General features: G+C 63.5%; 19 protein-coding genes. 9 read left to right on the forward strand and 10 right to left on the reverse strand.

All coding sequences use genetic code 11. The features are described 5' to 3' along the window. Positions 1 to 307 precede the first annotated feature (307 nt). The 5 genes from ccmB (at position 308) to HGO38_RS17790 (ending at position 2,913) form a co-directional block, all read left to right on the forward strand. The gene (gene ccmB, locus HGO38_RS17770) at positions 308 to 967 is read left to right on the forward strand and encodes a heme exporter protein CcmB (protein ID WP_250957296.1); all 660 of its coding nucleotides are present in this window, start codon (positions 308 to 310) and stop codon (positions 965 to 967) included. A gap of 45 nt (positions 968 to 1,012) precedes the next feature. Next, positions 1,013 to 1,780 (forward strand): heme ABC transporter permease, encoded by a 768-nt coding sequence (locus HGO38_RS17775; RefSeq protein WP_250957237.1) that lies wholly within the window; start codon positions 1,013 to 1,015, stop codon positions 1,778 to 1,780. Then, a complete protein-coding gene (gene ccmD, locus HGO38_RS17780) occupies positions 1,777 to 1,950 on the forward strand; it encodes a heme exporter protein CcmD (RefSeq protein ID WP_250957238.1) in 174 nt (57 codons plus the stop codon). Before HGO38_RS17775 ends, ccmD begins: the two co-directional genes overlap by 4 nt. Beyond that, positions 1,947 to 2,552, forward strand: a complete 606-nt coding sequence (locus HGO38_RS17785) for a DsbE family thiol:disulfide interchange protein (RefSeq protein ID WP_250957239.1) — start codon at positions 1,947 to 1,949, stop codon at positions 2,550 to 2,552. Before ccmD ends, HGO38_RS17785 begins: the two co-directional genes overlap by 4 nt. 61 nt (positions 2,553 to 2,613) lie before the next feature. Continuing rightward, positions 2,614 to 2,913 (forward strand): HigA family addiction module antitoxin, encoded by a 300-nt coding sequence (locus HGO38_RS17790; RefSeq protein WP_250957240.1) that lies wholly within the window; start codon positions 2,614 to 2,616, stop codon positions 2,911 to 2,913. Here HGO38_RS17790 and HGO38_RS17795 read toward each other — a convergent pair. The 10 genes from HGO38_RS17795 to HGO38_RS17840 form a co-directional block, all read right to left on the reverse strand. Continuing rightward, complete coding sequence (locus HGO38_RS17795; protein ID WP_250957241.1) at positions 2,910 to 3,503, reverse strand: DUF2585 domain-containing protein; 594 nt, start codon at positions 3,501 to 3,503, stop codon at positions 2,910 to 2,912. The two genes, HGO38_RS17790 and HGO38_RS17795, sit on opposite strands and share 4 nt — an antisense overlap. Next, positions 3,500 to 4,147 (reverse strand): septation protein A, encoded by a 648-nt coding sequence (locus tag HGO38_RS17800; protein ID WP_250957242.1) that lies wholly within the window; start codon positions 4,145 to 4,147, stop codon positions 3,500 to 3,502. The genes HGO38_RS17795 and HGO38_RS17800 overlap by 4 nt, the downstream gene beginning before the upstream one ends. 57 nt (positions 4,148 to 4,204) lie before the next feature. Further along, complete coding sequence (ftsY, locus tag HGO38_RS17805; protein WP_250957243.1) at positions 4,205 to 5,629, reverse strand: signal recognition particle-docking protein FtsY; 1,425 nt, start codon at positions 5,627 to 5,629, stop codon at positions 4,205 to 4,207. Between the two features lie 20 nt (positions 5,630 to 5,649). Beyond that, the gene (gene mtaB, locus HGO38_RS17810) at positions 5,650 to 6,927 is read right to left on the reverse strand and encodes a tRNA (N(6)-L-threonylcarbamoyladenosine(37)-C(2))-methylthiotransferase MtaB (protein ID WP_250957244.1); all 1,278 of its coding nucleotides are present in this window, start codon (positions 6,925 to 6,927) and stop codon (positions 5,650 to 5,652) included. After that, positions 6,924 to 7,841: a diaminopimelate epimerase gene (gene dapF / locus HGO38_RS17815; protein ID WP_250957245.1), complete on the reverse strand. Its 918-nt coding sequence runs from the start codon at positions 7,839 to 7,841 to the stop codon at positions 6,924 to 6,926. Before dapF ends, mtaB begins: the two co-directional genes overlap by 4 nt. Before the next feature lie 155 nt (positions 7,842 to 7,996). Continuing rightward, on the reverse strand, positions 7,997 to 8,611 hold the full coding sequence (locus HGO38_RS17820) for a PIN domain-containing protein (RefSeq protein ID WP_250957246.1): 615 nt from the start codon (positions 8,609 to 8,611) through the stop codon (positions 7,997 to 7,999). A gap of 3 nt (positions 8,612 to 8,614) precedes the next feature. Then, positions 8,615 to 8,971, reverse strand: a complete 357-nt coding sequence (locus HGO38_RS17825) for a hypothetical protein (RefSeq protein ID WP_250957247.1) — start codon at positions 8,969 to 8,971, stop codon at positions 8,615 to 8,617. Positions 8,972 to 9,070: 99 nt separating this feature from the next. Next, entirely contained in the window at positions 9,071 to 10,048 is a 978-nt protein-coding gene (speB, locus tag HGO38_RS17830) for an agmatinase (protein WP_502941587.1), read from the reverse strand. A gap of 377 nt (positions 10,049 to 10,425) precedes the next feature. Further along, entirely contained in the window at positions 10,426 to 11,427 is a 1,002-nt protein-coding gene (locus tag HGO38_RS17835) for an MBL fold metallo-hydrolase (protein ID WP_250957249.1), read from the reverse strand. Positions 11,428 to 11,670: 243 nt separating this feature from the next. Next, complete coding sequence (locus HGO38_RS17840) at positions 11,671 to 13,791, reverse strand: methyl-accepting chemotaxis protein (protein WP_250957250.1); 2,121 nt, start codon at positions 13,789 to 13,791, stop codon at positions 11,671 to 11,673. A 377-nt stretch (positions 13,792 to 14,168) separates the two neighbouring features. Between HGO38_RS17840 and ffh the strand changes: the two genes are divergently transcribed. From ffh to rimM, 4 genes are all read left to right on the forward strand, one after another. Beyond that, positions 14,169 to 15,746, forward strand: a complete 1,578-nt coding sequence (ffh, locus tag HGO38_RS17845) for a signal recognition particle protein (RefSeq protein ID WP_250957251.1) — start codon at positions 14,169 to 14,171, stop codon at positions 15,744 to 15,746. A 10-nt stretch (positions 15,747 to 15,756) separates the two neighbouring features. Further along, positions 15,757 to 16,083, forward strand: coding sequence for a chorismate mutase (locus HGO38_RS17850; RefSeq protein WP_250957252.1), 327 nt, complete (start codon positions 15,757 to 15,759; stop codon positions 16,081 to 16,083). 36 nt (positions 16,084 to 16,119) lie between these two features. After that, positions 16,120 to 16,497: a 30S ribosomal protein S16 gene (gene rpsP, locus HGO38_RS17855; RefSeq protein WP_250957253.1), complete on the forward strand. Its 378-nt coding sequence runs from the start codon at positions 16,120 to 16,122 to the stop codon at positions 16,495 to 16,497. A 114-nt stretch (positions 16,498 to 16,611) separates the two neighbouring features. Further along, on the forward strand, positions 16,612 to 17,196 hold the full coding sequence (gene rimM / locus HGO38_RS17860; protein WP_502941588.1) for a ribosome maturation factor RimM: 585 nt from the start codon (positions 16,612 to 16,614) through the stop codon (positions 17,194 to 17,196). The last annotated feature ends 2 nt before the right edge of the window (positions 17,197 to 17,198 follow it).

The raw sequence follows: 17,198 nt of genomic DNA on the forward strand, positions 1-17,198 counted from the left end.
TTACCCCCCTCTGCCCTGCCGGGCATCTCCCCCTCAAGGGGGGAGATCGAATCGTTTCTATCGCTTCACACCAAAGCGGCCCTCTCTCACGATGCCGCCCTCCGCAACGGGCGATGCCGGCGAGCAGACCGGCCTGCAATCGCCCTGCCAGTCCATCACCCGTCGCCATGCCTTTCGCAGCGCAGGATTTTGGTGTTCGGCCGTCCGAGCCAGGTCGATCTCCCCCCTTGAGGGGGAGATGCCCGGCAGGGCAGAGGGGGGTATCGACAGCAGCCGTTGCGTGGTCCTCGGTCGCAAGGACCACGCCATGATCGCCCTCTTCCTGCAAGACCTGAAACTGTCGGTCAGAGCCGGGGGCGGGGCGTTGATCGGCGTGCTGTTCTTCCTGACCGTGGTCGCCGTCATTCCGTTCGGCGTCGGGCCGGATCTCAATCTTCTGGCCCGCATCGGCCCGGCGATCGTCTGGATCGGCGCGCTTTTGGCCGCCCTGCTCGGCCTTGACCGGCTGTTCCAGGCCGACCGCGACGATGGATCGCTCGACCTGCTGCTGATGCAGGAGACGCCGCTGGTGCTGACCATCTTCATGAAGTGCCTGGCCCATTGGGTGGCGACCAGCCTGCCGCTGGTCCTCGCCTCGCCGCTGCTCGGCCTGTTCATGAACATGGACGAGCTGGCGATCGGCGCGGTCATGCTGACGCTGCTGGTCGGCACGCCGGCCATCACCTTTATCGGTGCAGCCGGTGCCGCAGTGGCCGTCACCCTGCCGCGCGGCGGGCTGCTGGTGTCGATCCTGGTATTACCGCTGGCCATTCCGGTGCTGATCTTCGGGGTCAGCGCCAGCTATGCCGCGGTAGAAGACCCGGCGCCGTTCCTGCCGCCGTTTCTGTTCCTGATCGCAATTACGCTATTTTTTGCCGTTATCGGTCCGCTGGCCGCCGCCCTCGCCCTGCGCACCGCCACGGATTGACCGGGATCAATTGCAGGCAAGACAATCTGAGGTTAGAAGGGTTCTATGAGCGACACGAGCCTTGCCATTTCCAAATTTAGCGACCTCGCCAACCCGACCCGGTTCCTGGCGCTGGTCGGCCGTATTCTGCCCTGGATGGCCGGGCTGACGGCCCTGCTGCTGGCGCTCGGCCTCTATATGAGCTTCACCACCGAGGGCGATTACCAGCAGGGCGAAACGGTGCGCATCATGTATGTGCATGTGCCGGCCGCCTGGCTGTCGATGATGTGTTATTCGGTGATGGCCCTTTCGGCGATCGGCACGCTGGTCTGGCGCCATCCGCTGGCCGATGTCAGCCACAAGGCCGCAGCCCCGCTCGGCGCCGCCTTCACGCTGATCGCACTGATCACCGGCTCGCTGTGGGGCAAGCCGATGTGGGGCACCTGGTGGGTCTGGGATGCCCGGCTGACCTCGGTTTTCGTGCTCTTCCTGATGTATCTCGGCCTGATCGCGCTCAACCGCGCCATGGATGATCCATCACGCGCCGCCCGCGTCAGCGCCGTGCTGATCCTGGTCGGCTTCGTCAATATTCCGATCATCAAGTTCTCGGTGGAATGGTGGAACACGCTGCACCAGCCGGCCAGCGTGATGCGCCTCGACGGCCCGACCATCGACCCCGAATTCCTCCGGCCGCTGCTGGTCATGGCGATCGCCTTCTCGCTGCTGTTCTTCACGCTGCACCTGGCCGCCATGCGCAACGAGATCTGGCGCCGCCGGGTCGCGGCCCAGCGCCGGATGGCCGCCCGCATGGCCGGAAGGGAGACGAGCGAATGAGCCACGCCTTCTACATCTCTCTGTCCTACGGCCTGACCGGCGTGGTGATCCTCGCCCTGGTGATCTGGACCTGGCTTGACGGCCGGGCCCGGCAGAAGGAGTTGCGGGCGCTCGAAGCCGCCGGCATCCGTCGCCGCTCCGCCGCCCAAGGCGACGGGACCGCGTCATGAGCGATAGGGTCGACGAGAAAGGCGGGACTGAGGGCCGGGGCATCGGCCGCTACATCCTGGCCATCGTGCCGCTTGCCGTCTTCGCCATCATCGCGCTGACCGCTGGCAAGATGCTCTACGATCAGGATTTCAACGGCAAGAACATCAGCGAAATCCCCTCCGCCCTGATCGGCACCAAGGCGCCGATGCTCAACCTGCCGGCGCTCGAAGGCTCCCACCTGCCGGCGCTGACCACCGCGGCGATTTCCGGCAAACTGACGCTGGTCAATGTCTTCGCCTCCTGGTGCATCCCCTGCCGAGAAGAACATCCGATCCTCAAAGCGCTGAGCGAAGATCCGCGCCTCAACATCGTGGCGATCAACTACAAGGACCGCAACGACAACGCCCTGCGTTTCCTCGGCGAGCTCGGCAACCCCTACAAGGCGATCGGCACCGACCCGAACGGCAAGGCGGCCATCGACTGGGGCGTCTACGGCATTCCGGAATCCTACCTGGTCGGCCCCGACGGCACCATCCTCTACAAAAAGGTCGGCCCCTTCGACCCGACCTCGCTCGAAAAAGGCCTCTACCCCGCGATGGAAAAGGCGCCGGCGGGGAAATAGGCTCGGTCGTTATAGTCGAGATCACGGACTATCATTGATCCTGCGATAACGGAGGCACGATATGAGCATCAGCAAATCACCGGCGATCCAGCCCGGAGAAATTCTGCGGGACCTCTATCTGGAGCCCCTGAACATGACCCCTTACGGGCTCGCCAAGACGCTTCGGGTGCCCCGCACCCGCATTGAGCGCATCGTTTCAGAGAAGATCGGCATCAGCGCCGATACCGCCTTGCGCCTAGCGCGCTTTTTCAAGACGACCCCGGAATTCTGGCTCAATCTCCAGTCGGCCTATGACCTCAGGCGCGGGGCCGTGCCGATCGAGAAAGAGCTTCTGAATATTCCGGAACGCGAAGCAGCTTAGAGCGCGCCCTGCCAGTCGCGCACCGCGTCGACCGGCCAGACCAGCATCAGCACGTTGAGGGTCAGGTTGTCGCGGATCAGCCAGCCGGTCAGAAGCTCGAAGGCGATCGCCACGGTGACAGTGACCCAGACCGGCATGCGGGCGGCAAACAGGAAGCCGAGCGCCATGAACACCGTGTCCATGGTGGAGTTGAGAATGCTGTCGCCTTCATAGCCGATGGCCATGGTGGCCGAGCGGTAGCGATTGATGATGATCGGCGAGTTTTCCAAGAGTTCCCAGGCGACCTCGATCACCGAGGCGACGAACAGCTTGGCGCCGAAGGCCTGGCGGCGCATCACCGCGAAGGTCAGCCAATAGAACAGAAAGCCGTGGATGATATGCGACGGCGTGTACCAGTCCGACAGGTGCTGGGAATTGCCAGATGTGTTCACCCCCGGCTCGAACAGCTTGACATAACCGCATGCGCAGATCGGGATCCGCCCCATGGCGTAGAGGGTGACGACCTGGGCCACCAGCACCACGACGAACACAACGGTCCAGAATTGCGCCGAGCCGAACGGCTTTGGCTGACCCGACACAGCAGCGCTCATTTCTCGGCCTTACCTTCCGTCTCCACGGAGTGACGCATGATCAGCGGCATCTGGGAAAGCGTGAACAGGATGGTGATCGGCATCGTGCCCCAGACCTTGAAATTGACCCAGACCTCGTCTGAGAAATTGCGCCAGACGGCTTCGTTGAGCACGGCGAGAAACAGGAAGAACAGGCCCCAGCGAAAGGTCAGCTTGCGCCAGCCCTCGTCATCCAGCTGGAAGGCCGCGTTGAACACATAGCCGAGCAGGGATTTGCCGAACAACAGCCCGCCCAAGAGCACCACGCCGAACAGCGCATTGACGATGGTCGGCTTCATCTTGATGAAGGTCTCGTCCTGCAGCCAGATCGACAGGGAGCCGAAGACGAGAACGACGACGCCCGACACGAAGGGCATGATCGGCAGGTGCTTGAAGATGATCTTGGAGACAATAAGCGACAGGATTGTCGCCGCCATGAACAGCGCCGTGGCGATGAACAGCGGCCCGCCGACCGCACTCAAGGCCGGAAAGGTCTTGGCCAGCCATTCGCCGCGCAGGTTGCCGAAGAAGAAGACCATCAGCGGCCCCAGCTCAAGCGCCAGTTTCAGCATCGGGTGATGCTTTTCCGTGGGCGTCGGTTCGGTATCGCTATGGCCGGGTGTCATGATAGATTGCCTTGGGTTTGAATCTCTAGAAAGGCCTTCAAGCCTTGTTGTGTGGCATCAATGGGACAGACCGGCGATCGCCTTGGCGAAATCGTCGGCCTCGAAGGGTTCGAGATCGTCGACGCCCTCGCCGACGCCGATGAAATAGACCGGCAGCTTGTGCTTGGCGGCGATGGCGACCAGAATGCCGCCGCGCGCCGTGCCGTCGAGCTTGGTCATGACAAGGCCGTTGACGCCGGCGACATTGCGGAAGATCTCCACTTGGTTCATGGCGTTCTGGCCGGTCGTCGCATCCAGCGTCTGCAGCACGGTATGCGGCGCATCGGGATCGAGCTTGCCGAGCACGCGCACGATCTTTTCCAGCTCCGCCATCAGCTCGGTCTTGTTCTGCAGCCGGCCGGCGGTATCGATGATCAGCACGTCGCTCTTCTTCTCGCGGGCCTGCTCGAAGGCCTCATAGGCAAGGCCGGCCGCATCGGCGCCGAGCTTCGAGGAGATGATGTCGGAGCCGGTGCGGTCCGCCCAGATCTTCAGCTGCTCGATCGCCGCGGCGCGAAACGTGTCGCCGGCCGCCAGCATGACCTTGAGGCCAGAGCCGGACAGTTTTGCCGCCAGCTTGCCGATCGTCGTCGTCTTGCCGGTACCGTTGACGCCGACGACGAGGATGACATGCGGCTTGTGGTTGAGGTCGAGCGCGAGCGGCTTGGCGACCGGCGTCAGCACCTTGGAAATCTCGGCCGCCATGATGCGCGCCACGTCCTCGCCGGTGACATCCTTGCCGTAGCGCTCCGACGACAGCGCGCCGCTGACCCGCATGGCGGTCTCGACACCGAGATCGGCCTGGATCAGCAAATCCTCCAGATCCTGCAGCGTATCGTCGTCCAGCTTGCGCTTGGTAAACAGCGCGGTGATCTGGCCGGTCAGCTGCGACGAAGTGCGAGACAGCCCGGCCCGCAGCCGCTGGAACCACGAGAGTTTGACCTCGGGGGTTATAGGCGCGGGCTCAGGGGCCTTGGCGGCCGTCGCGAAACCCTTGGGCAGGGCGATGTCGGGTGTGGGCGATGCTTCGGTTTCGCTGATTTGGTTATCGGGCGTTGCGGGGCCGGGCTCACCCCCCTCTGCCCTGCCGGGCATCTCCCCCTCAAGGGGGGAGATCGGCAAGGGGTTGGCGCTCGCGTCCTTTTCAAGCGATTCCGGTGCAAGGCTGGCCGCTTTGTCCGAGGTGCCATCGGCAGGCTCGGCCCCATCTCCCCCCTTGAGGGGGAGATGTCCCGAAGGGACAGAGGGGCGTATGGCCTCGGACGCAGCGATTGCCTCCGCCTCAACGGCCGGATCGAGCAGAGCCAGCGGCAGCAGTTCCATGTCGGCTTCGCTCGGCAGGTCTGCGGGCAACGGTGCCGTTTCGGTGGCGAGATCCGCGGGTGTTTCCACCGGCTTGTCCTTGCCGAAGCTGAAAACCTTCTTGATGAAACCGAGCGCCATGGGCCTTGCTTTTCCGTGTCTCAGGCAGCCGCAGATTGCGCTGCCGATGCAATCGTCAGATGGCGGCCGGTGTGACCGCCGATCGAAACCTCAACAAGCGCGCCCGGCGCAAAGCCCGGCGCTGCCACGAGGGTGAAGTCCTCCGTATGGGCCATTTCGTGGCGTTCGACCAGCAGCTTCTGCCGCGTGCCGGTCAGCCGGCCGAGATGCGCCGCATGCAGGGCCTCGCCGCGCTCGCGCAGCCGTGCCGCCCGCTCCTTGACCAGCCGCCGGTCAAGCTGCGGCATGCGGGCCGCCGGCGTGCCGGGTCGCGGGCTATAGGGAAAGACATGCAGATGGGCGATGCCGATCTCGTCGGCAAGGCTTGCCGCATTGTCGAACATCGCCTCGGTTTCGGTCGGGAAGCCGGCAATCATGTCGGCGCCGAACGCCATGTCGGGCCGCAGCCGGCACACCTCAGCCGTGAAGGCCACAGCATCGGCGCGGCTGTGACGACGCTTCATGCGCTTCAGGATCATGTCGTCGCCATGCTGCAGCGACAGATGCAGATGCGGCATGAAGCGCGGCTCGTCGGCGATCAGGTCGAGCAGATGTCGATCGACCTCGATACTGTCGATCGACGACAGCCGCAGTCGAACGATCTCCGGCACCTGGCGCAGCAGGGTCTTGGCCAGAAGGCCGAGCGTCGGCCCTCCAGGCAGATCGGCGCCATAGCTGGTGGCATCGACGCCGGTCAGCACCACCTCACGGTAGCCGCTCTCGATCAGTTGGCGGGCCTGCGCCACCACGGCGCCCATCGGCACCGAGCGGGAATTGCCGCGGCCATAGGGGATGATGCAGAAGGTGCAGCGATGATCGCAGCCGGTCTGCACCTGCAGGAAACCGCGCACATGGCCGTCGATATGCGCCACCATCTGCGGCGCGGTCTCGGTGACGCTCATGATATCGTTGACGCGCAGCTTTTCCTCCGCCGAAACCCCGAAATCCGGCAAAGCGCGATAGGCGGTCGCGGTCAGCTTTTCCTCGTTGCCGAGGACGAGATCGACCTCCGGCATGTCGGCAAATGTCTGCGCCTCGGTCTGGGCGGCGCAGCCGGTGACGATGATGCGGGCCTCTGGGTTATCGCGGCGCGCCCGGCGGATCGCCTGGCGGGCCTGGCGCACGGCCTCGCCGGTCACCGCACAGGTATTGACCAGAATGGCATTGTTGAGACCCGCCTTGCCGGCTTCGGCCTTCATCACTTCGGATTCATAGGTATTGAGCCGGCAACCGAAGGTTATAACCTCGACGCCGGTCACCGGGCCTTGGCCCCGAGTTCGGCCGAATTCTCGGCCTCGCGTTGCCAGGCGCCGGTTGTCGGATCGACGCTGCCTGACCATTCCCATTCGGCAGGGCCGGTCATGATGACGTGGTCGTCGCGCTCGCGCCAGTCGATGACCAGCGGCTGGCGGCTCGGGCTGGAGGCGACATTGATCGTCACCGTGCGCCCGGTTCGCCCGGTGCGCGCCGCACTGACCCCGGCCGCACAGGCCGCCGATCCACAGGCCAGCGTCAGGCCGGCGCCGCGCTCCCAGGTCCGTGTCGTCAGCGACGACGGCGAGGTCACCTGCGCCAGCGTGATATTGGCTTTTTCCGGGAACATCGGATGGTTTTCGAGCAGCGGGCCGAAGCGGCCGAGATCGAAGCTCATCACGTCACGGTCGACCCAGAAGATCGCATGGGGATTGCCCATCGATAGGACGGAAGGCGAATGCAGGATCGGATCGTCGATCGGGCCGATCTGCAGCTCGATGCGGCTGGTATCGAAAAACTCTTCCGACAGCGGGATCTTGTCCCAGGTAAAGATCGGCGTGCCCATGTCGACCGAAATGGTGCCGTCCTCATGCTCGATGGCATTGAGAATGCCGGCCACCGTCTGGAAGGTGAAGCTTTTGCGCCCGGTCTCGGCCGACAGCGCCTGCACCACGCAGCGCGTGCCATTGCCGCAGGCCTGAGCCTTCGAGCCGTCGCAATTGAGGATATCGATGAAGGCATCGGTGCCGTCGCGCCGGGGATCGTGGATCGCCATGATCTGGTCGAAGCGCGTCTCGACATCGGCATTGAGCGCAATCGCCGCCTCCGGCGTCACCCGATCCAGCCTGCCGCGCATGTCGACAACCAGGATCTTGTTGCCAAGCCCGTTCATCCTGGCGAATTCGACCGATGTGCTCATGAAACCGTTTCCGTTGCTTTTCAAAGCTTATATGGCGGAAAACCGGCGGAATTACCAGAGGCGCATGCTCCGTTGCGGCGTCGTGCCATGCCCCTCACCCTGGCCCTCTCCCCGCCACGCGGGGAGAGGGGACACAGATCTTGTGCGGCGGCAAATCACAGGCCCGGCTCTGTTTCTGACTTCTGAAGAACCGTCCAGAGTGAACTGGGCGTAAAATCATAGCCCAAACGAATCCATCGCATGACATCGAACGGGTGCGCGATGATGAGGTCCGCATTGCCGATCTCATATCTGAGAGCCTGCAGGGTGCGCTTGCCTGAAGACGTATCCACCACTTGGGTATCGACGACAGATGCATCCTTGGTCGTAAAATCCTTGAGATTGTCCGTGACAAGGATGTCGGCTCTGGCCCCGAAGGCCGTGGCCAATACACCCGCATCCTCGACATCAGACATCGCGAAGCGCTCTTCTCCACCCAGAATGAGATAGGGATCGAGAGCATCCGGGCCGTAGGTCATGATATCGACGATCGCACCGGAGTACGCGGCGACGAGCTCCGCCGAGAATTGCTGCCGGCGGAGAACCGTTTCGAGCGTTTCGATCATTTTAAGCGAGATGAGCAGTTGCGACTTGTCGGCCATGCCCCATGTCTGACTGGCCACCATGGACACCAGGGTCTGGGTCGCGGTTCCCGTGTGACCGCGATCATGAGCGATAATGTTGCCCACGAAGACATTGACGTCGAGCAAAACCCGGACGGGACGGTCCATACCCTAAATTCGCTGTGCTGCGAGGCGGCTGAGGGCTGTGGCTTCTTCCATCATGTCGATCTCGCTGGACGCATGCTCCGGTCCTCCGAAACGACGCTCGCAAGCGAGATCGGCGGTTGCTTTTTCAAGGCGAACCCGCGCCGCCGCCGCCATCATTTCCCGGCCGAGCCTGGCGATCGTATCCTGGTCGTTCTGGGCGTTCAATTCGAGCAGGAAATCGCGGACTCCTTTGGGAAGCCCGACAAAGACGGTGATGGCGCTCGAGACTGCATTCGATACAGATCTGTTCTCCATCGACGCCACGACCTTCAGCTTCGTGGCCGTGCTGCTATCGACATTCGCCGAAATCGTAGAGGACATCGCAAACTCCTATAGGAATGCCTCATTCCTATATAGCCTGACCGGCGACGTTTCACAATGTACGTCAGGCGCCATCAGCCCGTCCCGACAATGACCCCGCTACGTCTCCGCCCTTTTGCGCGCCACGTTGGTGGCCATCACGCACAGCAGTTCGAACATCATGGTGGCGCCGGCCAGTGCCGTCATGCCGGCGACATCGAAGGGTGGGGCGACCTCGACGACATCCGCGCCGACGATATTGACGCCTTCCAGCAGCCGCACCAAGGCCTGGGCCTCGCGGGTCGTGAAGCCGCCGATCTCCGGCGTGCCGGTGCCGGGCGCCATGGAGGGATCGATGCTGTCGATGTCGAAGGTCACATAGGTCGGGGCGGAACCGGCGATCGTGCGGGCCTCCGCCATGACATCCTCGACGCCGCGGCGCACGAACTCTTCCATATAGATGATGCGGATGCCCTGGCCGCGCGCCCAGTCGTGGTCATTGGTCTCGTAGATCGAACCGCGGATGCCGATCTGCACCATGCGTCTGGGATCGAGCAGGCCCTCCTCAATGGCGCGGCGGAACGGCGTACCGTGGGTATAGAGATTGCCGCCAAAATAGCTGTCATTGGTGTCGGTATGGGCATCGAAATGGATGAGGCCGACGGGGCGGCTTTTGGCGACGGCCCGAAGCACCGGCAGGGTGGTCAGGTGATCGCCACCCGCCGATAGCGGCAGCGCGCCGGCCGAAACGATCTGAGCGATGCCGGCCTCGATGCGCTTCAGCCCGTCCATCAGGTCGATCGGATTGACCGAGACATCACCGACATCGGCGACATTGGCAAGGCTGAACGGCTCGACGCCGGTCACATGATGGACGCGGCGCACCAGGCTCGACTGGTTGCGCATTTCGCGCGGGCCGTGGCGGGCGCCGGCCCGGTTGGTGGTGCCGCCATCCCAGGGAATACCGACCAGCGCGATGTCGAGTCCTGCAGCGCTGTTCACCGCCGGCAGGCGCATGAAGGTGGAATGGCCGGCAAAGCGCGGCACTTCGGCGGCATCGACAGGCTGATGGAAATTCGAGGTCACAGGCGGCTCCATTCTCGGCAGGGCACTAATACCAAGTGTCGATGATAGGAACCTATAGGACCGGCTCGATCGGCCCTGCTGGCGAGGAGAGGTCCGAAGAGCGATGCTTGCGCATCGGTCGAGGGGCTCGACGACGCCAGAAGGTCCGAGAAGCCGGCCGAAGGTGGCTTATGGCAGGCCTCTGGCGTTGTTGCGCCGCTTGGCCGATGCGATAAGCATCGCCCTGCGCACCGCGCCTAGCCAGAGACCTGCCATAAGCCATCCTATAGGTTCCTATCATCGACACTTGGTATAAGTCACGGGCCGCAGGGGCGCGGCCGGCCGCCCATAGGAGCAAAGTGCCGGCCCGCTGTAAATGTTGCATTGCGACAAATTGCGGGGCCTGGCCGTCAGTCCAGCGGAACGTCGAAGACTTCACCGGAAAGCAGCGGCCGGAAGCGGTGCTGCTCCACGCCATGGCGATCTAGCGCGGCGCGCAGGTGTTCGACCGGCGTGTCGATGGCCTCGTCGGTCAGCTGGAACGTGCCGAAGTGATGGCCGATGGCATAGGCCGCACCGCAGAGTTTCAGGCCCTGCACAGCCTCGTCGGGGTTCTGGTGCTGGCCCTGCATGAACCAGCGCGGCTCATAGGCGCCGAACGGCAGGTTGGCGAGGCGGAAGGGTCCGTGTTTGACGGCGGCCGCCCGGTAGTTGATGCCGCCGTGAAAGCCGGTATCGCCGACATGGTAGATCTTGCCGGCCGGTGTCGAGATGACGAAGGCCGCCCACAGCGCCATGCGCCGGTCGCGCGTGCCGCGCGCCGACCAGTGATGGCAGGGTTCGGCGTGGAGGGTCAGATCGTCCCAATAGTCCAGCCGGTCGCCCCAGTCCATGTCGGAGATCTTGGCATCCGGGATGGCGCGGTGGATGATCGTGTCATTGCCGAGCGGCGTGACGATATGCGGCCCATGCTCCTCGAAGAGCCGGGCAAGCGTCGCCAGATCCAGATGGTCGTAGTGATTGTGGGTGACGATGACGATGTCGATCGGCGGCAGGTCGTCGAAGGCGATGCCCGGCGCCACGACCCGCTTCGGCCCGGCAAAAGACACCGGACTGGCGCGCTCAGACCAGACGGGATCGGTCAGGATATTGAGGCCGGCGACCTGGATCAGCAGGCCGGCATGGCCGATCATCGTGACGCGCAGGTCCTGACCGTCGACCCGGTTCACCGGCTTTGCCGGCGCATGCGGGCTGGTGACACGCTTCGGCCAGCGGGCGCGCTGTCCATTGAACTGCCATTTCAACAGATCGCGAAAGCCACCGGGCTCCACGCCTTGCGGATTGAAAAAGCGCGTTCCGTCGAAATGGTCGGAGACGGGGCCGTGATAATAGGGATTCTTGAGCTTGGGCATCATCACCTTGGTTTGCCGTTGGTCTGCGCTAGGCCAAATATGGGATATCGCGGGCGGCGCATCCAGCCGGCTGTCGTGGAATTCGTGCGAACCATCGATCGAGGGATCGCCTGCTCAAGGGGATCCGTCGCTCGACATCAAAAAAAAACGCGGCGCTCCATTGCGAGAGCGCCGCGTCCCTTGTCAGACATGCTATCCGTTCCGGCTTGGCCCCACCGCCGCGCGGCGCGCCGGCTGGGCGCTTCAGGCCGCTGCGGATCGAAGGGGTGCCGCGTGGGTGGCACGCGGATCGCCGAGCTGGAACTGGCCGATCATCTCGCGCAGGCGCTCGGCCTCGTTGGCCAGCGTGGCGCTTGCCGCATTGGCTTCTTCCACCATCGCCGCATTCTGCTGGGTCACCTGGTCCATCTGGTTGACGGCCGTATTGACTTCGGACAGGCCGACCGACTGTTCGCGCGCCGAGGTGGCGATGGCATCCATGTGCCGGTTGATCGTGACGATATACTCTTCGATCTTCTTCAGCGCCTCGCCGGTCTGACTGACCAGCTTGACGCCGCTGCCGACCTGATCGCTGGAATTGCGGATCAGTTCCTTGATTTCCTTGGCGGCCTTGGCCGAGCGCTGGGCAAGTTCGCGCACTTCCTGGGCGACCACTGCAAAGCCCTTGCCCGCATCGCCGGCACGCGCCGCCTCGACGCCGGCATTGAGCGCCAGCAGGTTGGTCTGGAAGGCGATGTCGTCGATCACGCCGATGATATTGGAGATCTGGCCCGAGGATTGCTCGATCTTGCCCATGGCCTCGACCGCATTGGACACCACGGTGCCCGATTGCCGGGCACTGTCATTGGCCTGGATCGCCACGACGCGGGCCTCTTCGGCGCGCTTCGAAGAATTGCTGACATTGACGGTGATCTGGTCGAGGGCGGCAGCCGTTTCCTCAAGCGAGGCGGCCTGTTGCTCGGTGCGCCGCGACAGGTCGTCGGAACTCTGGCTGATTTCGCGCGAGCCGCTGTCGATGGCGCTGCCGGAATGGGCAACAGCAGACAAGGTTTCGCGCAATTGCGACACAGCCAGGTTGAAGTCGGTGCGCAGGCTCTCGAATTCCGCCGGCAGGGGCTGGCCGATCTGGAAGGACAGATCGCCGGCTGCCAGATGCTTCAGACCGCCGGCCAGAACGGTGGTGGCCGCCGCCATGGCTTGACTGCGCTGGTGCTCGATATCGGCGGCGCGACGGCGTTGCGCCTCGGTTTCGCTGCGATGGCTCTCGGCCTCGCCCTCAAGCTGCACGGCCCTGACGGCCTTGTCCTTCAGCACCTGCACGGCCCGCGCCATGGCACCGATTTCGTCCGGACGCTCGCCGCCCTCGACCGGAGCGGCAAGATCGTTGGCCGCCAGTCGCGACATGGTTCCGGTCAGGCGCGAAATGACGCCGGCCAGCGAACGGGCGAACAGCAGGAAGCCGAGCGAGGAAATCAGCGCCACCAGACCGGTGACCACCGAACTCATCCACAGTGCCTGGCGGCTGCCGGCCAGAATGGAGCTGACATCCGAGGCAACCGAGAGCACGCCGATCTTGTCGCCGGAAAAATTGGTGAACGGCACGCCGGCGACGACGAAATCACGGCCGCCCTCCGACATCGGCACCTGGATCGGCTTGCCGTCGAAGGCCGCCTGGAGCTGTTCATCGGTCAACAGCGGCTTGTCGTTGAAGGTCGAAGCCTGCTGCGCAAGCTTGCCCTCGACCAGGATATGCACGGAAATCTCGCCTTCGATCAGGCTGGCAATCGGCTTGAAATAGGCGTTTGCCAGGCTGGTGCCGGCATCGACGACGCCGACCACCTTGCCGTCGCGCACGACGGGCGCCGAGGCGAACATGCTGACGGCCGTGCGTCCCGGCTCCGTGCCGGCCACCAGCTTGCCGGTGGCAAGCGCCTGCACCACCGTCTTGCGGCGGCCCGTCACGTCATCGCCGAACTTGTCCGGCGCATGGATTCGCGCCACCGCTTCGCCTTTGACGTTGACGAAAGTGATCAGCTGGACGCCGCCGGCCTCGACAATCTGCGGAAGGCTGCCTGAAAAGCGACGGATGATCTCGTCGCGCCCATTGCTTTCGATCAGACCCGCGGTTTCCGGTTCGCCGGCGATCGCCAGGGCGACGGTCGACGCCGTCTTCTTCTGCGCCGCCATATCCGTCTGGATCAGCGCAATGTCGCTGCGCAATTCCTTGCTGAGCGCTTCATCGTTCATCATCGACTGGCGATACCAGGCCGTGCCCCCAATCGCGGCGCTGGCAAACAGCACGGCCGCAAAGCCATAGGCTGTAATCCTAATCCACAAAGGCCGCTTGATTGTAGTTTCCGTCATGAAAATCCCCTGCCCAATTCTGTGCTAATGGAGACTATGCTTTGAAATATTCAATTTTGAATAAACAAGGCAAATATAAAAAATGACGAGTGTCAAATCGGGGTCTAATCGAGACATTCCCGGCGCATCTCTGGGTCTATCTTTCGCCGATTGTTGACTTTCAGGCGGATTTGCTGTTTATCGCCCCCAATCTGCGACGAGACAAGAACTCCGAGCCGCCGACCGGGACCCGTCAAGGTATAAAGAGATCCCGGAGGTCAACACCCGACAGCGCGATGCGCCCTCGGGTGCTTTTTGGCTTTGCGTCTTGTTTTCGTCATGGAAAAACACGAGGTTTTGGTCTCCCCCGTTTTGACCTGAGCCACAAGGAAGAGCCGATGTTTGATAACCTCCAGGACCGTCTTGGTTCCATTCTGAATGGACTGACAGGCCGTGGCGCGCTGTCGGAAGCTGATGTTTCCGCCGCCCTGCGGGAGGTTCGCCGTGCGCTTCTGGAAGCCGACGTGGCGCTCGAAGTGGTGCGCGGCTTTACCGACCGCGTCCGCGAAAAGGCCGTCGGCGCTGCCGTCCTGAAGTCGATCAAGCCCGGCCAGATGGTCGTCAAGATCGTCCATGACGAGCTGATCGAGATGCTGGGCTCGGAAGGCGTGGGCATCGACCTGCATGCCGCCGCCCCGGTGGTCATCATGATGGTCGGCCTGCAGGGCTCCGGCAAGACGACGACGTCAGGCAAGATCGCCAAGCGGCTGACCGATCGCGACCGCAAGAAGGTCCTGATGGCCTCGCTCGACACCCGTCGCCCGGCCGCCCAGGAACAGCTGCGCCAGCTCGGGGTCCAGACCGGCATCGACACCCTGTCGGTGATACCAGGCCAGTCGCCGACCGATATCGCCGCGCGCGCCGTGCAGGCAGCCAAGCTCGGCGGCCATGACGTCGTCATCCTCGATACCGCCGGCCGCACCCATATCGACGAACCGTTGATGATGGAGATGGCCGAGATCAAGCGGCGCTCCAATCCGCATGAAATCCTGCTGGTCGCCGATGCGCTGACCGGCCAGGACGCCGTCAATCTCGCCCGCAATTTCGACGAACGCGTCGGCATCACAGGTCTGGTTCTGACCCGCATGGACGGCGACGGCCGTGGCGGTGCCGCGCTTTCGATGCGGGCCGTCACCGGCAAGCCGATCAAGCTGATCGGCGTCGGCGAAAAGATGTCGGAGCTCGAGGAGTTCCACCCGCGCCGCATCGCCGACCGCATTCTCGGCATGGGCGACATCGTCTCGCTGGTCGAAAAGGCCGCCGAAAATATCGATGCCGAAAAGGCCGCCGCCATGGCCGCCAAGATGGCCAAGGGCAAGTTCGACCTCAACGACCTGGCCGACCAGCTCGGCCAGATGCAGAAGATGGGCGGCATGGGCGGCATCATGGGAATGATGCCCGGCATGGGCGGCATGAAGGACAAGATGGCCGCCGCCGGCCTCGACGACCGCATGTTCGGCCGCCAGATCGCCATCATCCAGTCGATGACCAAGGCCGAGCGCGCCAATCCCGACCTGTTGAAGCATAGCCGCAAGAAGCGCATCGCCGCCGGTTCCGGCACAGATGCGGCCGCCATCAACAAGCTGTTGAAGATGCACCGCCAGATGGCCGACATGATGAAAGCCATGGGCGCCAAGGGCAAGGGCGGCATGATGAAGCAGATGATGGGCGGCATGGCGTCCAAGATGGGTCTTGGCGGCATGGGTGGAATGGCTGGAATGGGCGGCATGCCCGATCTGTCCAGCCTCGACCCCAAGCAGCTGGAAGCCCTGCAGAAGCAGGCCGAAGCGGCCGGCCTCGGCCGTCCGGGCGGCATGCCGGGCATGGGCGGCGGTCTGCCGGGCCTTGGCGCACCGAAGCTGCCCGGCCTCGGCGGCGGTTTCCCCGGCCTTCCCGGCCTGCCGAAGAAGAAGTGAGGAGGGCGCGATGAGCACGATTGAACCCAGCGTCAAGCAACAGTTGGCCGGCTACCGCCAGTCGATCGACAATATTGATGCGGCCCTTCTGCACATGCTGGCCGAACGCTTCCGCTGCACCCAGGCGGTCGGCGTTCTCAAAGCCCAATACGATTTGCCGCCGGCCGACCCGGCGCGCGAGGAATACCAGATCGAACGGCTTCGCCGCCTGGCGAAGGACGCCCATCTGGACCCGGATTTCGCAGAAAAATTCCTGAACTTCATCATCAGGGAAGTCATCCGGCATCATGAAGCCATCGCTGCCGACTACGACAGCACAACGGAACAAACCGCCTGAACCAGGCGGCCCCAGAAAGCACCAAGGAGTACTGAAATGCCATTGAAAATTCGTCTCGCCCGCGGCGGTTCCAAGAAGCGCCCTTATTACCAGATCGTCGTTGCCGACGCCCGCAGCCCGCGCGATGGCCGCTTCCTGGAAAAGGTCGGCGCCTGGAACCCGATGCTGGACAAGGACAATGAAAAGCGCGTCGAGCTGAACGCCGAACGCATCAAGCATTGGATGGACAACGGCGCCCAGCCGACCGACCGCGTCCTGCGCTTCCTCGACCAGGCTGGCCTTGCCAACCGTCCGACCCGCAGCAACCTGATCAAGGCAAAGCCGGGCAAGAAGGCCGTCGAGCGCGTTGCCGAACGCCAGCAGAAGGCTGAAGAGCTCGCTGCCGCCGCTGCAGAAGCCTCGTCTGCCGAATAAATCCCTGACGGGATATGGATGCAACGGGCGGCATGTCTCATGCCGCCCGTTTGTTGTTTCTATTTTGCCCGCTTCAATTTAAAAAGAAGCGACCAAATCGACCGCCGGAACTGGATGCCTGCTGAGATGACCACGCTCGAAAACCCCGTATTGATGGCCGTGATCGGTGCTGCCCAGGGCCTGCGCGGCGAGGTCCGGGTCAAGTCCTTCACCGCCGAACCGCTGTCGCTCGGCGATTACGGCAAGCTGCACAGCATGGACGGCCGCGTCTTCGAGATCCTTGAGATCCGCGAGGCCAAAACCGTGGTGGTCGTGCGCTTTCGCGGCATCAACGATCGCAATGCCGCCGAGGCGCTGAACGGACTGGAGCTCTATATCGAGCGCGAAGCCCTGCCCGACGACGAACTTGATGATGATGAATTCTATTATGCCGACCTGATCGGCCTCGACGTGCATGATGCGGCCGGCCTGAACTATGGCGCCGTCAGCGCCGTGCACGATTTCGGCGCCGGCGACCTGCTGGAAATCAAGGGTCCCGGCAAGCGCCCGGTGCTCATTCCCTTTTCGGAAGCCGCCGTGCTGGAAATCGACCTGGAGGGCGGCCGCCTGCTGATCGACCCGATCGCCGCCGGCCTCAAGGACGATGGCGAGGAACCCTTCAGCAGCGCTGGAAACCCGCCGTTTCCGGACGAGGACTGATC

The sequence above is a fragment of the Rhizobium sp. CG5 genome, from assembly GCF_023701945.1.
Lineage (GTDB): Bacteria > Pseudomonadota > Alphaproteobacteria > Rhizobiales > Rhizobiaceae > Allorhizobium.

What these genes read in the sequence shown, in the direction of transcription:
- ffh (WP_250957251.1), top strand. Translation starts at nt 14,169, where the DNA reads ATGTTTGATAACCTCCAGGACCGTCTTGGTTCCATTCTGAATGGACTG.
- HGO38_RS17835 (WP_250957249.1), bottom strand. Translation starts at nt 11,427, where the DNA reads ATGCCCAAGCTCAAGAATCCCTATTATCACGGCCCCGTCTCCGACCAT.
- HGO38_RS17825 (WP_250957247.1), bottom strand. Translation starts at nt 8,971, where the DNA reads ATGTCCTCTACGATTTCGGCGAATGTCGATAGCAGCACGGCCACGAAG.
- ftsY (WP_250957243.1), bottom strand. Translation starts at nt 5,629, where the DNA reads ATGGCGCTCGGTTTCATCAAGAAGGTTTTCAGCTTCGGCAAGGACAAG.
- HGO38_RS17800 (WP_250957242.1), bottom strand. Translation starts at nt 4,147, where the DNA reads ATGACACCCGGCCATAGCGATACCGAACCGACGCCCACGGAAAAGCAT.
- HGO38_RS17820 (WP_250957246.1), bottom strand. Translation starts at nt 8,611, where the DNA reads ATGGACCGTCCCGTCCGGGTTTTGCTCGACGTCAATGTCTTCGTGGGC.
- HGO38_RS17790 (WP_250957240.1), top strand. Translation starts at nt 2,614, where the DNA reads ATGAGCATCAGCAAATCACCGGCGATCCAGCCCGGAGAAATTCTGCGG.
- ccmD (WP_250957238.1), top strand. Translation starts at nt 1,777, where the DNA reads ATGAGCCACGCCTTCTACATCTCTCTGTCCTACGGCCTGACCGGCGTG.
- dapF (WP_250957245.1), bottom strand. Translation starts at nt 7,841, where the DNA reads ATGAGCACATCGGTCGAATTCGCCAGGATGAACGGGCTTGGCAACAAG.
- rpsP (WP_250957253.1), top strand. Translation starts at nt 16,120, where the DNA reads ATGCCATTGAAAATTCGTCTCGCCCGCGGCGGTTCCAAGAAGCGCCCT.
- speB (WP_502941587.1), bottom strand. Translation starts at nt 10,048, where the DNA reads ATGGAGCCGCCTGTGACCTCGAATTTCCATCAGCCTGTCGATGCCGCC.
- ccmB (WP_250957296.1), top strand. Translation starts at nt 308, where the DNA reads ATGATCGCCCTCTTCCTGCAAGACCTGAAACTGTCGGTCAGAGCCGGG.
- HGO38_RS17850 (WP_250957252.1), top strand. Translation starts at nt 15,757, where the DNA reads ATGAGCACGATTGAACCCAGCGTCAAGCAACAGTTGGCCGGCTACCGC.
- HGO38_RS17795 (WP_250957241.1), bottom strand. Translation starts at nt 3,503, where the DNA reads ATGAGCGCTGCTGTGTCGGGTCAGCCAAAGCCGTTCGGCTCGGCGCAA.
- HGO38_RS17775 (WP_250957237.1), top strand. Translation starts at nt 1,013, where the DNA reads ATGAGCGACACGAGCCTTGCCATTTCCAAATTTAGCGACCTCGCCAAC.
- HGO38_RS17840 (WP_250957250.1), bottom strand. Translation starts at nt 13,791, where the DNA reads ATGACGGAAACTACAATCAAGCGGCCTTTGTGGATTAGGATTACAGCC.
- HGO38_RS17785 (WP_250957239.1), top strand. Translation starts at nt 1,947, where the DNA reads ATGAGCGATAGGGTCGACGAGAAAGGCGGGACTGAGGGCCGGGGCATC.
- rimM (WP_502941588.1), top strand. Translation starts at nt 16,612, where the DNA reads ATGCCTGCTGAGATGACCACGCTCGAAAACCCCGTATTGATGGCCGTG.